The organism is Agromyces sp. Marseille-Q5079 (genome assembly GCF_051016555.1).
Classification (GTDB): Bacteria; Actinomycetota; Actinomycetes; order Actinomycetales; family Microbacteriaceae; genus Agromyces.
In genome coordinates this window covers 270,550-283,555 of the sequence record NZ_JBPEJF010000004.1, presented here as the reverse complement: position 1 = coordinate 283,555, position 13,006 = coordinate 270,550, and the positions used below count along the sequence as shown (strand labels likewise).

Sequence of the window (13,006 nt, the reverse complement as noted above, 5' to 3'; positions counted from 1 at the left end):
CAGCGTATCCGGCTCACGACAGGGGCGCTGTGCGCCCTACCCGGCCGGTGGGGTGTCGGGGATCAACCGCTTGCCGAGGCTCGTCACTTCGTCGACCCCGTAGCCGAGCCGCCGGTAGAACTCGATCACGGCCGTGTTCGACGAGCGCACCTGGAGGTTCAGCTTCGGGCACCCGCGCTCGGCGAGGAGCCGCTCGGCCTCGGACATGAGGCGCGCCCCGAGGCCGCCGCCGCGAAGGCCCGCCTCCACCGCGAGGTAGTTGACCCAGCCGCGGTGCCCGTCGAAGCCGACCATCGCGGTGCCCGCCGGCCGGCCGTCGACATCGGCCACGAGGAAGAGCTCGGGCTGCACGGTGAGCTTGCGCTCGATGTCGACGTACGGGTCGTTCCACGGCACGACGAGTCCGGACTCGCGCCACAGGGCCACGACGGCCTCGGTGTCGGCTCGCACGAACGAGCGGATGCGCGCGGCCGCGACCGCGGCATCCGCCGTCGGGAGGTCGGCCTCGCTCATGCGTCGAGGCGGAGCATCCAACCGTGGCGGTCTTCGCGACGACCGTACTGGATGTCGGTGAGCTCCTCGCGCAGCGAGAGCGCGAGGTCGGATGCCTCGGCGTGCGCGTGCACGATCTCGAAGTCGTCGGCGAGCAGGCGCCCGATCGGCACGACCACCGCCGCGGTGCCGCAGGCGAACGCACCCACGATCTCGCCGGACTCGACGCCGGCGCGCCACTCGCTGATCGGCACGTGACGGCGCTCGACCGCATGGCCGCGGTCGGCCGCGAGCTGCAGGATCGAGTCGCGTGTGATGCCCTCGAGGATCGAGTCGGACTCGGGCGTGACGAGCGTGCCGTCGCGCTTGACGATGACGACGTTCATGCCGCCGAGCTCCTCGAGGTTGCCCGCGTCGTCGAGGAAGGCGACCTGCTGGCAGCCCTTCTCGTAGGCCTCGGCCTGGGGCAGCAGGCTGGACGCGTAGTTGCCGCCGGTCTTGGCCGCGCCGGTGCCGCCCTTGCCCGCGCGGGCGTAGTTCGTCGACAGCCAGATGTTCACGGGGGCGACGCCGCCCGGGAAGTACGCGGCGGCCGGGCTCGCGATGACGTAGTACGCGACCTTCTTCGCGGGGCGCACGCCGAGGAACGCCTCCTTCGCGAACATGAACGGACGCAGGTACAGGCTCGTCTCGGGCGCACCGGGAACCCACTGCGCGTCGACCGCGATGAGCTTCTTCAGCGACTCGATGAAGATCTCGCTCGGCAGCTCGGGCAGCGCCAGGCGCCGGGCGGAACGCTGCATGCGGGCGGCGTTCTCGTAGGGGCGGAACGTGTGGATCGACCCGTCGGCGTGCCGATAGGCCTTCATGCCCTCGAAGATCTCCTGCGCGTAGTGCAGCACGGCCGCGGCCGGATCGAGCGAGATCGGGCCGTAGGGCGTGACGCGCGGGCGGTGCCAGCCGCCCTTCTCCGACCAGCACACGTCGACCATGTGGTCGGTGAAGTGGTTGCCGAAGCCGGGGTCGGCGAGGACCGCCTCCCGCTCCTCGTCGGACTTCGCCTGCTCGTTGCGGACGGTCTGCCAGATGAGTCCGGCGGGTGAGGGTGCCTGGAGCGGGAGGTTGATCGTCATGATGTGTCCTTCGATGCGATGAATCAGTCGTGAGAGCCGATGCGTGCGGCGATCGCGTCGCCGACGTCGGAGGTCGATCGGGCCACGTCGCCGCGGTCGGCGATGTCGGCGGCGATCGCCCGCTCGATCACGGACGCGGCATCCGCTTCGCCCAGGTGGCGGAGCAGGAGCGCGACCGAGCCGATCGCCGCGGTCGGATCGGCGATGCCCTTCCCGGCGATGTCGGGTGCGGAACCGTGAACCGGCTCGAACATGCTGGGGAATCGTCCGTCGGGGTTGATGTTGCCCGAGGCTGCGAGACCGATGCCGCCGCTGATCGCGCCGGCCAGATCGGTGAGGATGTCGCCGAAGAGGTTGTCCGTGACGATGACATCGAATCTAGCAGGATCCGTCACGAGGAAGATGGTCGCCGCGTCGACGTGCAGGTAGTCGACGCTCACGTCGGGGAACTCGGCCGCGACCGCATCGACCGTGCGCTTCCAGAGGGAGCCCGCGAACACGAGCACGTTGGTCTTGTGCACGAGGGTGAGCTTCTTGCGCGGGCGGGCGGATGCCGCGGCGAACGCGTAGCGCACGAGGCGCTCGATGCCGAACGCGGTGTTGACCGAGACCTCGTTCGCGACCTCGGCCGGGGTGCCCACGCGGATGGCCCCGCCGTTGCCGACGTACGGCCCCTCGGTGCCCTCGCGCACGACGACGAAGTCGACCTCGCCGGGGTTCGCGAGCGGACTCGCGACGCCCTCGTGCAGCACGGTCGGACGGAGGTTGACGTAGTGGTCGAGCTCGAAGCGGAGCTTCAGCAGGAGCCCGCGCTCGATGTTGGCGCCCGCGAGGCGAGGATCGCCCGGCACCCCGCCGACGGCGCCCAGGAGGATCGCGTCGTGGCCCTTGATGGCGGCCAGGTCCTCGTCGGTGAGCACGTCGCCGGTCTCGAGGTAGCGTGCGGCGCCGAGCGAGAACGGCGTCTGCGCGAAGGCGACGTCGGTTGCGGCCGTGGCAGCCTCGAGCACCTTCAGGGCCTCGGCGACCACCTCGGGGCCGATTCCGTCTCCGGCGATGACTGCGAGCTTGACCGTGCGTACCATGAACGTCCCTTCGTGCACCAGCCCTCCCAGCGTAGTGGCTGACGGGGCTAGCCTGACGCTGTGCGGGGCACGTCCCCGCCGCCGTCGGACGCGGCATCCGACCGCCCCGGCATTGGAGGTAGCTCATGAGTCTCGGACTCGGAATCGTCCTGTTCGTCATCGGCGCCATCCTCGCCTTCGCGCTGCAGGTGAGCGTCGACTGGATCGACCTTCAGCTGGTCGGCTACATCCTCATGGCCGCCGGCGCGGTCGTCGTCGTCCTCAGCTTGGTGCTGATGGCGCGCCGCCGCCGCACGGTCGCCACCAGTCAGACCTCGATCGACCCGTCGACCGGCAACCGCGTCACGCGCAGCGAGCAGTCGCGCCCCGGTCCCGGGCCCGAGGAGCTCTGACCCACCACGACCGAACGAGCCCGTCCGATGCCGCGATGGCACGGGCGGGCTCGTTCGTGTTCCGGCCTCCGCGCGATCGACTCAGCGCGACGACTCGCCGGTCGCGGGCTGCGGGTTGCGCAGCGTCACCGCGGCGATCACGGCGGCGGCGAGCATGAGCGCCACGCCGATGAGCGAGGTGAGCACGACGCCTCCGTCGAACGCCGCGGCCGCAGATGCGAGGAGCTGGTCGGCGACGCCGGCGGGCAGTTGGTCGGCCACCGCCGTCGTGCCGGCGAGGGTCTCGCGTGCGGCATCCGCCTGGGCCGAAGTCAGCGAGGCCGGCAGCGCGAGCGCACTGCGGTAGTGCGCGGCGAGGATGCTGCCGAGCACCGCGGTGCCGAGCACCGCGCCGAGCTCGTACGCGGTCTCGGAGACCGCGGAGGCGGCGCCGGCCTTGTCGGACGGCGCGCTCGAGAGGATGAGCTCGTTCGACACCGTCTCGGCGGCGCCGATGCCGACGCCGAGCAGCACGAACGCGATCACGATCGGCGCGATCGACTCGGCGTCCGTCATGAGCGCGATCATGAGGTAGCCGAGGCCGGAGAGCCCGAGCGCCGTCGGCACGAGCACGCGCGGGCGCACCCGTCGTGCGATCGGCACGACCACGAGTCCGGCGATGATCATCGCCACGAGCCCGGGCAGCAGCGCGACGCCCGCCTGCACCGGACTCAGCCCGGCGATGAGCTGCAGGTGCTGCGACACGAAGTAGAGGAAGCCGACGAGCGCGATGACGCTGAACAGGTTCACGAGCACGGCGCCGCCGAACGATCCCTTCGCGAACAGGCGCACGTCGAGCATCGGCGTCGCACTGCGCAGCTGACGGCGCACGAACCACGCCGCGCAGAACACGCCGAGCACGATCGCCTGGATGCCGAATCCGCCGAGGCCCTCGGTCGCGATCGACTTGATCCCGAAGACGATCGGCACCATGGCCGCGAGCGAGAGCAGGATGCTCGGCACGTCGATGGCGCCCGGAGCAGGGTCGCGGCTCTCGGGGATCAGCAGCGGGACCAGCACGATGAGGGGCACGAGCACCGGCACCGCGAGGAGGAAGACCGAGCCCCAGGCGAAGTGCTCGAGCAGCACGCCGCCCACGATCGGGCCGAGCGCGCTGCCGGCCGCGAAGCCCGTCGCCCAGATCGCGATCGCCAGTCGGCGCTGCTCGCGGTCGGCGAAGATCGTGCGCAGCAGCGACAGCGTCGAGGGCATGAGCATCGCGCCGAAGAATCCGAGTGCCGCACGGGCCGCGATGAGCGCCTCGGCGGTCGGCGCGAAGGCCGCGCCGACCGACACCACGGCGAAGCCGATCGAGCCGATCAGCAGCATCCGGCGACGGCCGAAGCGGTCTCCGGCGCTGCCCATGGCGACGAGGAGGCCCGCGAGCACCAGCGGGTAGGCGTCGATGATCCAGAGCTGCTGGGCGGCCGTCGGCTCGAGGGCGAGCGCGATCTCGGGCAGCGCGAAGCTCAGCACCGTGTTGTCGACCGAGACCAGCAGCACCGGCAGCATCAGCACCGCGAGCGCGACCCAGGCGCGGCGGGGCGCACGCGGGGCCGCCCCCGATCCAGGGGCGGATGCCGCAGCAGTCGCCTGGGTGGCGATGTTCGTCGTGTTCTCGGTCATGCGTTTCGCTCGTTCTCGTCGGAAGACGGTTACTGTACCGTCCGGTTGGTATAGTAACAGAATGCCGCAGCACCCGCCAACGCCGGAACCCGACCCGATCTCCGCCACAATGGAGTCATGAGCCGACCCCCCGCAGCGCGAGAAGCCGTGCTCGACGCGTTCGAGCGCCTCATCATCGCCGAGGGCGAACGCGGCGCGACCATCGATGCCACGGCCCGGGCCGCCGGCGTCTCGAAGGGCGGTCTGCTCTACCACTTCGGCACCCGCGACGCCCTCATCGCCGGCCTGCTGGCACGGTTGCACCGCCTCATCGACGACGACGTGGCCCTCATCGACGCCGCACCCGAGGGTGCCGTCGCCTACTTCGTGCGGTCATCGGTCGAGCTCGAGACCCCGCTCGACCGCACCTTCATCGCCACCGTTCGACTCGCCCAGGGCGGCGATCACGCCGCGGCGCGGGCCATCGACGACGTGCGCGGCCGCTGGCTCGACGTGCTGGGCCGACACGTCGGCGACCCCACGCTGGCCCTCGCGATCACCCTGATCGGCGACGGCCTCTACTACCACGCAGCCCTTCGCGCCGAGGCCGACGCCCCGAGCGGCCCCGTCGACGGCGAAGCGGCCGCGATCGCGGCATCCGACCCGCTCGGCCCTGCCGAGATGGACGACCTCATCGCACTGCTCGAACGCCTCACGGCCGGCTCCGACGCCGACGCCGACCACCGCCCCTGAGACGACGGATGCCGCGGTCGACCGGAACCCGGTCGGCCGCGGCATCCGCCACAGGTCGTCTCGACTACTCGGTGATGTCGATCTCGACGAAGATCTGCGCGTCGATCGCCTCGCGGACCCGGTCGAGGACGTCGGTGGGAACCGGCGAGTCGACCGTGAGCACGCTGAGCGCCGAGCCGCCGGCCTCGCGGCGGGCGATCTGCATGCCCGCGATGTTGATGCCGGCCTCGCCGAACTCCTGGCCGTAGACCGCGACGATGCCGGGGCGGTCGACGTACTCCATGACGATGTGCGTGGTCGCGATCGGCACCTCGAGCTCGTAGCCGTTGATGCCGACGAGCTTCTCGATCTGCTTCGTGCCGGTCAGCGTGCCCGCGACCGAGACCTGCGTGCCGTCGGCCAGGGCGCCGCGCAGCGTGATCACGTTGCGGAACTCGGGGCTGTCGGACTCGGTGATCAGGCGCACCGCGATGCCGCGCTGCTCGGCGAGGAGCGGCGCGTTCACGTACGACACCGTCTCGCTCACCACGTTGGTGAAGACGCCCTTCAGCGCCGCGAGCTTCAGCACGCTCACGTCGTAGTCGACGAGCTCGCCGCGCACCTCGACGTCGAGGCTCGTGAGCGGCCCGTGCGCGAGGCCGGAGAAGAGCTGGCCGAGCTTCTCGACGAGCGGGATGCCCGGACGCACGTACGGGTCGATGACGCCGCCCGCGACGTTGACCGCGTCGGGCACGAGCTCGCCCGCGAGCGCGAGCCGCACGGACTTGGCGACCGAGACGCCCGCCTTCTCCTGGGCGTCGTCGGTCGAGGCGCCGAGGTGCGGCGTGACGATGATGTTCGGGAGGCCGAGCAGCGGCGACTCCTTCGGCGGCTCCTGCACGAAGACGTCGAGCGCGGCACCGGCGATGACGCCGTCGACCAGCGCGTCGTGCAGTGCCTCCTCGTCGATGAGGCCGCCGCGCGCGACGTTCACGACGTAGGCGGTCTTCTTCATCTTCGCGAGCTGCTCGGTGCCGATCATGCCGAGCGTCTCGGGCGTGCGCGGCATGTGGATGGTGACGAAGTCGCTCTGCGCGAGCAGTTCGTCGAGCGAGACGGTCTGCACGCCGAGCTGCTGCGCGCGGGCGGCCGTGATGTAGGGGTCGAACGCGATGACGTTCATGCCGAACGCCTGCAGGCGTGCGGTGATGAGCGCGCCGATGCGGCCGAGGCCGATGATGCCCACGGTCTTCTCGTAGAGCTCGGTGCCGGTGTAGGCCGACCGCTTCCACTGGCCCGCAGCCAGTGAGCTGTGCCCGGCGGGAATGTGGCGCGCGAGGCTCAGGATGTGGCCGATCGTGAGTTCGGCCGCGGAGATGATGTTCGACGTGGGTGCGTTCACGACCATGACGCCGGCGGTCGTGGCCGCCTTGACGTCGACGTTGTCGAGGCCGACGCCGGCACGTGCCACGACCCGGAGCCTCGGCGCCGCCGCGATCGCCTCGGCGTCGACCTGGGTCGCGGACCGGATGAGGATCGCCTCGGCGTCGGAGAGTGCGGACAGCAGCGCCGCACGGTCGGTGCCGTCGACGTTGCGGACGTCGAAGTCGGGCCCGAGGGCGTCGACGGTGGCGGGCGAGAGTTCTTCTGCGATCAGCACGACCGGCTTTGACACGAATGGTTCCTTCGGGTCTTGCGCGCACAGGGCGCTGCAGTGTGTGGGTGGGATGCGCCACACGCCATGGGGGGCGCAACCCGCCCAGCCTACTTCAGGCGCGAGGGCGCGCCGTGCGTGTGACGATGCGCGACGATGCCCGCAGACCGGCTCGCCCGCACCACCGGTCGGTCAGGCGACGACGCCGCCGACTTGCCCGAGCAGCACCGACAGGCTGAGGAACAGCACGGCCGAGACGCAGAGCCCGGTGAAGTAGAGCGCGATGCGCCCGAGCACGCCGGTTCGACGACCGAGTGCGAACGCCGCGACGAAGCAGGCGAGCGGCGCAACCAGGGCCGCGATCATGACCGCCCATCCGCCGGCCGTGAACGAGAGGCCGATGCCGAGCAGCTGCACGATGCTCTCGACGACCTCCCACACGTCGAACGCGTAGAACAGGCCGAACACGACCGCGAGGGCCACTTCGAGCCACAGCGGCACCGGATGGGTCGTGGCGCCTGCTCGGGCACCTGCCGGGTCGGATGCCGCGGGGCCACGCCCGTGATCGGGCGCGATCGGAGCCGTGCTCATGCGGTCACCCCCAGGACGAACGGCAGCGGTGCGAGCACGACCACGCCCGCGATCAGCCAGATGAGACGGCTGCGACGCCCGCGCGAGCGGAGGGCGAGCGCGAACCAGCACGGTGCCGCGAGCACCGCGAGCCAGAGCCCGAGCGAGTACATGAAGTCGCTCACGATGCTGACGCCGGGGCTCGACGTGCGGAGCGCGCTGATCAGCCAGCCGATCGTGTAGAGCAGGTAGACGCCCGCGAGGACGCCGAGCACGACGAGCTCGACCGAGCCGATCTGCGCGGGCGCCGGGGCGGCCTCGTCGACGGCGTCATCGCCTGCGTCGGCGTCGTCGACCTCGCGATGGGATGCCGCGGCGTCGGCCACCGTCGTCGCGTCCGCGTCCGCGTCCACCTTCCCGTCGGTGTCGGGGCCGTCGTCGCCCGACGCGGTCGTCGGTTCGGGACGGGTCGGGACCGGCGAACCGACCGTCTTCCATCCCGGGGCGAGCGTCGGATCGTCGTCGCCCTCCCAGCGCAGGGCGTCGTCGTGGGGATCGGGGTCGCGCATGCCTCCAGCCTAGCCAGCGGCGTCAGCCTTCGACGAGGCAGCGACCCTCGATGCGCGGCTGCGCGACGCCGAAGTCGAACGAGACCCGCGCCGACTCGACCGCGGCGGACGCTTCCGGCCCGGCGTTCGGCTCGGGATCGGCGTCATGCGCCCGTGGGCGGCTCGTTTCTGGGACCCGCTGCCCGCACGGCTGCCGCGACGAGCGATGCGTCCGTCTCGTCGAAGCCGACCTCTCCCCCGCCGGGTCCGCTCACGCCGCCGCGCACGGCCCGGCCTCGTGCCGACAGGTGCACGGCATCGACGCCGACCGCCGCGAGGGCGGAGATGTCGTCGACCTTCACGCCGCCGCCGGCCATGATCTCGAGCGTGCCGGCGACCTCGTCGACCATGCGCGCGAGGGTGGTGAGTCCTGCGCGACAGTCGGCCCCGCCGCCGGAGGTGAGCACGCGACGCACCCCGAGGCCGGCGAGCTGCAGGACCGCGCCGAGCGGGTCGGGCGTCGCGTCGACGACGCGATGCACGGTCACGTCGATGCCCTCGGCGGCCGCGACGAACGCGGCGATCGCGTCCGTGTCGAGTGATCCGGCATCCGTGGCCGCGCCGACGACCACGCCGTGCGCGCCCTGCGATGCGGCCCATCGGATGTCGCGCACGATCGTGTCGATCTCGTCGGCGTCGTAGACGAAGCCGCCACCGCGCGGGCGGACGAGGACGTGCACGAAGCTCGGGGCGGATGCCTCCCCTGCGACTGCGACGGCCGCCTCGACGAGCCCCGCCGAGGGCGTGAGCCCGCCGAGCCCGAGGGCCTGGCAGAGTTCGACGCGTGCGGCCCCCTGCGTGAGGGCGATGCGCACGCCGGCGGCATCCTGGACGGCGATCTCGACGGGAAGGATTCGGGTCACCCCGACACGCTACCGGGTCGGTGCGATGACGAGTTCCCGGCCGCCGAGCTTCGGGGGCTGGACCGCATGCGAAACGGCGGGGCCGACCGGAGTCGACCCCGCCGTCACGGTCGGCCGATCAGAAGACGGGAACCCCGTTTCGCACGAGCCGCCAGTTCTCGACATGGAACTGCGACGGGTCGATCGTGCCCTGCGCCGAGGCGTACGCGACGATCGCCTCGCGGATCGCGACCTGGGCGTTGTAGACGACCGGGGCCGCCGCGATGTGCGGGAATCCGCCGCCGCCCGACTGGCGGTAGTTGTTCACCGCGACCAGGAACCGCTGATCGGCGGCAACCGGGACGCCGTCGTAGGACAGCCCCGTGATGCGCGACCCCACCGGCTTGGAGAGGTCGACCGAGTAGTCCACGCCCGAGAACTGGTCGTAGTTGTAGTCGGGCGTCGTGGGCGAGTCGGCGTTCGGCCACCGGGCGTTGGTCCACGATGCGGGCGCGATCGGGGCGTCCGGTGCGACCTGGATGAAGTACTTCGCCGAGTACTCGAGGTAGTCCTTGATCTGCGCACCCGTGAGCACCGACGCCATGAGCGTGTTGTCGTAGATGTAGAGACCCGCGACGTCCTTGATCGTGACCGGACCGGCCGGGAAGCTCGCGGCCCGGTTGAACGGTGCGGCGATGGAGATGATCGGCAGCGCCGCCTCCGGCGTTCCGGCGACCGCCGCAGCGACCGTCGCCGTCTGCACCTCGTTGACGTAGTCGAGGATGGCGGTGTCCTTCCAGCACGCCTCGGCCGCCGACATCGCCTCGGTCGAGTTCGCGACCGGCGTGTTCATGTAGGTCACGACCGCATCGTGCTGGGATCGCACCAACGCGACGAAGGCCGGGTCGTCGACGACCGTGTTCGTGTTCACCGTGATCGCCTTCGCCGTCGCGACCTGCCAGCTGCCGCGAACGAACTCCAGCTTCAGGTCGAACACGCTCACGCGCTGGCCCCAGTTCTTCGGCTCGCTCATGATGACCTGCTTGCCGGTCTCGACGTTGGTGACGAACCGCTGCGGGATCTCCAGGTGGGCGTGGCCGAACAGGATCGCGTCGATGCCGGACACCTGCGCCGCGACGAGCGCGGCGGCGTTCTCGACGGGCAGGTCGCCCGAGTACGAGGACGTGCCGCTGTCGCCCGAGTGCGCGCTCACCACGACGATGTCGGCTCCCTCGGCGCGCATGCGGGGCACCCAGCGCGCCGCCGCCTCGACGAGGCCCTGCACCTCGACCTTTCCGGAGACGTTCGCCTTGTCCCAGATGACGACCCCGGGGTTCGTGAGGCCGAGCACGCCGATCCGGATCGGCGGACGGCCCTTCACCTTGATCGTCTTGATCGTGTACGGGCGGAACCTCGGCACCTTCGTGCCCGCGTGCACGGCGTTCGCCGCGAGCACGGGCGCGTCCATCTGCTCGATCCAGTGGTCGAGGAACTCGAGACCGTAGTTGAACTCGTGGTTGCCGAGTGCGACGGCGTCATAGCCGAGCGCGTTCATCTGCGCGGCCATCGGGTGGATCGCGCCGGTCTCGGTCACCGGCTCGACCGTGGCGTAGTAGTAGCCGAGCGGCGTGCCCTGAATGGTGTCGCCGGCATCGAACAGGAGTGTGCGCTCGCGACCGCGGTCGGCACGGATCTGCCCGACGACGCTCGCCACGCGAGCGAGGCCGACGGTGTTGCCCGCGCTGTCGCTGTACGTGGCGTCCTTGTAGTAGTCCCAGTTGACGACGTTCGAGTGCAGGTCGGACGTGCCCATGACCGTAATGGTCACGGACTTGTCGTCGGGCGCGGCCTGGGCGGCTCCCGGCCACCCTGCGGCGGCCAGGACGCCGGCGGCGGAGGCGCCGACGAGGACGTTGCGTCGGGACAGCCCCGACCTGGCGGGCTCGACGTCGTCGTCGGGCACGGCGCAGGAGCACCAGCGGGGAACGGGTTCGGAATGGTGATGTGAGAGTTGGCTCATGGCCACACATGCGACCACATCCGAGCCCTCGGGACAAGGGCTCTGGCGGGATTTCTCCGTGCTCATCCGAGCACGCGCGAAACGGCGGGGCCGGCCGAAGCCGACCCCGCCGTCCCAGCAGGTGGTGTGACTCGCGTCAGCGAGCGACCTCGCCGTCGGCGCCGCCGCGTGCGCGGCGCCGCATCAGCGTCGTTGACGGAGAGGTCGGCAGGTCCGCTCGCGTCAGCGAGCGACCTCGCCGTCCACGTAGTCGTCGTCGTCGGACGAGTTCCACGCGAACAGGGCGCGCAGCTCGCGACCGGTCACCTCGATGGGGTGCTGCTCGCCCTTGGCGCGCAGCGCGAGGAACTCGGGGGCTCCGGCGTCCTGGTCGGCAATGAAGCGCGTCGCGAAGGCACCCGACTGGATGTCGTCGAGCACGGCCTTCATGTTCTCCTTGACGCGCGGGTCGATGACGCGCGGGCCCGAGACGTAATCGCCGTATTCGGCCGTGTCGGAGACCGACCAGCGCTGCTTGGCGATGCCGCCCTCCCACATGAGGTCGACGATGAGCTTCAGCTCGTGGAGCACCTCGAAGTAGGCGATCTGCGGCTGGTAGCCGGCCTCGGTGAGGGTCTCGAAGCCGTACTGCACGAGCTGCGAGACGCCGCCGCAGAGCACGGACTGCTCGCCGAACAGGTCGGTCTCGGTCTCTTCGGTGAAGGTCGTCTTGATGACGCCGGCACGCGTGCCGCCGATGGCCTTGGCGTAGGACTTCGCGAGGTCCCAGGCCGAACCCGAGGCGTCCTGCTCGACCGCGATGATGTCGGGGATGCCGCGGCCGGCGACGAACTCGCGACGCACGGTGTGGCCCGGCGCCTTCGGGGCGACGAGGATCACGTCGACGCCCTCGGGCGCCTCGATGTAGCCGAAGCGGATGTTGAAGCCGTGTCCGAAGACCAGCGTCTTGCCCTCGGCGAGGTTGTCCTTGATGGACTCCGCGTAGATGTGGCGCTGGTACTGGTCGGGAGCGAGGATGACGATGACGTCGGCCCAGGCCGCGGCATCCGCCACGTTCTTGACCTCGAAGCCGGCCTCCTCGGCCTTGGCGATGGACTTGGAGCCGTCCTTGAGGCCGATGACGACCTCGACGCCCGAGTCGCGGAGGTTCTGCGCGTGCGCGTGGCCCTGCGAGCCGTAGCCGATGACGGCGACCTTCTTCGCCTGGATGAGCGAGAGGTCCGCGTCCTTGTCGTAATAGATCTCAGCCATGTGCTGTTCTTTCTCCTTGTGATGGGGTTCCGCCGGCGGATGCCGCGACGTGGGGCCGCAGCATCCGGTCGTTCAGTTCTTGAAGACGCGTTCGGTGATGGACTTGCCGCCACGGCCGATCGCGAGCAGGCCCGACTGGGCGATCTCGCGGATGCCGTAGGGCTCGAGCACCTTCAGGAACGCGGTGGTCTTGCCGGAGTCGCCCGTGACCTCGATCACGAGCGCGTCGGTGGCGACGTCGACCACGCGGGCGCGGAAGAGGTTCACCGCCTCGAGCACCTGCGAACGCGTGGTGTTGTCGACGCGGACCTTGATGAGCAGGTGCTCGCGCTGGACGGACTGCGACTGGTCGAGCTCGACGATCTTGATGACGTTGATGAGCTTGTTCAGCTGCTTGGTCACCTGCTCGAGCGGCAACTCGTCGACGTCGACGACGACCGTGATGCGGGACAGGCCCGCGATCTCGGAGTGGCCGACCGCGAGCGACTCGATGTTGAAGCCGCGGCGGGCGAAGAGCCCGGCGACGCGCGTGAGCAGGCCCGGCTTGTCCTCGACGAGGAGGGACAGAACGTGGGTCGACATG

Annotated in this window: 13 protein-coding genes; 2 read left to right on the top strand and 11 right to left on the bottom strand. The window is 70.5% G+C overall.

The window, feature by feature from the left end:
• Positions 1-36: 36 nt before the first annotated feature.
• The 3 genes from ACR3IO_RS11975 to ACR3IO_RS11965 are packed head-to-tail and all read right to left on the bottom strand — an operon-like array spanning position 37 to position 2,710.
• On the bottom strand, positions 37-513 hold the full coding sequence (locus tag ACR3IO_RS11975) for a GNAT family acetyltransferase (RefSeq protein WP_434071434.1): 477 nt from the start codon (positions 511-513) through the stop codon (positions 37-39).
• A complete protein-coding gene (locus ACR3IO_RS11970; protein ID WP_434071433.1) occupies positions 510-1,625 on the bottom strand; it encodes a branched-chain amino acid aminotransferase in 1,116 nt (371 codons plus the stop codon). Before ACR3IO_RS11970 ends, ACR3IO_RS11975 begins: the two co-directional genes overlap by 4 nt.
• Before the next feature lie 23 nt (positions 1,626-1,648).
• Entirely contained in the window at positions 1,649-2,710 is a 1,062-nt protein-coding gene (locus tag ACR3IO_RS11965) for a 3-isopropylmalate dehydrogenase (protein ID WP_434071432.1), read from the bottom strand.
• A 125-nt stretch (positions 2,711-2,835) separates the two neighbouring features.
• On the opposite strand from ACR3IO_RS11965, the gene ACR3IO_RS11960 reads away from it, so the two are divergent.
• On the top strand, positions 2,836-3,102 hold the full coding sequence (locus tag ACR3IO_RS11960) for a DUF6458 family protein (protein ID WP_434071431.1): 267 nt from the start codon (positions 2,836-2,838) through the stop codon (positions 3,100-3,102).
• 81 nt (positions 3,103-3,183) lie between these two features.
• Here the strand turns inward: ACR3IO_RS11960 and ACR3IO_RS11955 are convergent, their stop codons facing one another.
• Complete coding sequence (locus ACR3IO_RS11955; RefSeq protein ID WP_434071430.1) at positions 3,184-4,767, bottom strand: MFS transporter; 1,584 nt, start codon at positions 4,765-4,767, stop codon at positions 3,184-3,186.
• 117 nt (positions 4,768-4,884) lie between these two features.
• Here ACR3IO_RS11955 and ACR3IO_RS11950 point away from each other — a divergent pair, with 117 nt between their 5' ends.
• Positions 4,885-5,499, top strand: coding sequence for a TetR/AcrR family transcriptional regulator (locus ACR3IO_RS11950; protein ID WP_434071429.1), 615 nt, complete (start codon positions 4,885-4,887; stop codon positions 5,497-5,499).
• Positions 5,500-5,563: 64 nt separating this feature from the next.
• On the opposite strand, the gene serA is transcribed toward ACR3IO_RS11950, so the two are convergent.
• From serA to ilvN, 7 genes are all read right to left on the bottom strand, one after another.
• Positions 5,564-7,153: a phosphoglycerate dehydrogenase gene (gene serA / locus ACR3IO_RS11945; RefSeq protein WP_434071428.1), complete on the bottom strand. Its 1,590-nt coding sequence runs from the start codon at positions 7,151-7,153 to the stop codon at positions 5,564-5,566.
• 171 nt (positions 7,154-7,324) lie between these two features.
• On the bottom strand, positions 7,325-7,723 hold the full coding sequence (locus ACR3IO_RS11940) for a bacitracin resistance protein (protein WP_434071427.1): 399 nt from the start codon (positions 7,721-7,723) through the stop codon (positions 7,325-7,327).
• A complete protein-coding gene (locus tag ACR3IO_RS11935; protein WP_434071426.1) occupies positions 7,720-8,271 on the bottom strand; it encodes a DNA polymerase III subunit gamma/tau in 552 nt (183 codons plus the stop codon). Before ACR3IO_RS11935 ends, ACR3IO_RS11940 begins: the two co-directional genes overlap by 4 nt.
• Before the next feature lie 143 nt (positions 8,272-8,414).
• Positions 8,415-9,173, bottom strand: a complete 759-nt coding sequence (locus tag ACR3IO_RS11930; protein ID WP_434071425.1) for a copper homeostasis protein CutC — start codon at positions 9,171-9,173, stop codon at positions 8,415-8,417.
• 118 nt (positions 9,174-9,291) lie between these two features.
• Positions 9,292-11,172, bottom strand: a complete 1,881-nt coding sequence (locus ACR3IO_RS11925) for a bifunctional metallophosphatase/5'-nucleotidase (RefSeq protein WP_434071424.1) — start codon at positions 11,170-11,172, stop codon at positions 9,292-9,294.
• Between the two features lie 222 nt (positions 11,173-11,394).
• A complete protein-coding gene (gene ilvC / locus ACR3IO_RS11920) occupies positions 11,395-12,423 on the bottom strand; it encodes a ketol-acid reductoisomerase (RefSeq protein WP_434071423.1) in 1,029 nt (342 codons plus the stop codon).
• A gap of 72 nt (positions 12,424-12,495) precedes the next feature.
• Positions 12,496-13,005, bottom strand: coding sequence for an acetolactate synthase small subunit (ilvN, locus tag ACR3IO_RS11915; protein WP_434071422.1), 510 nt, complete (start codon positions 13,003-13,005; stop codon positions 12,496-12,498).
• Position 13,006: the final 1 nt, after the last annotated feature.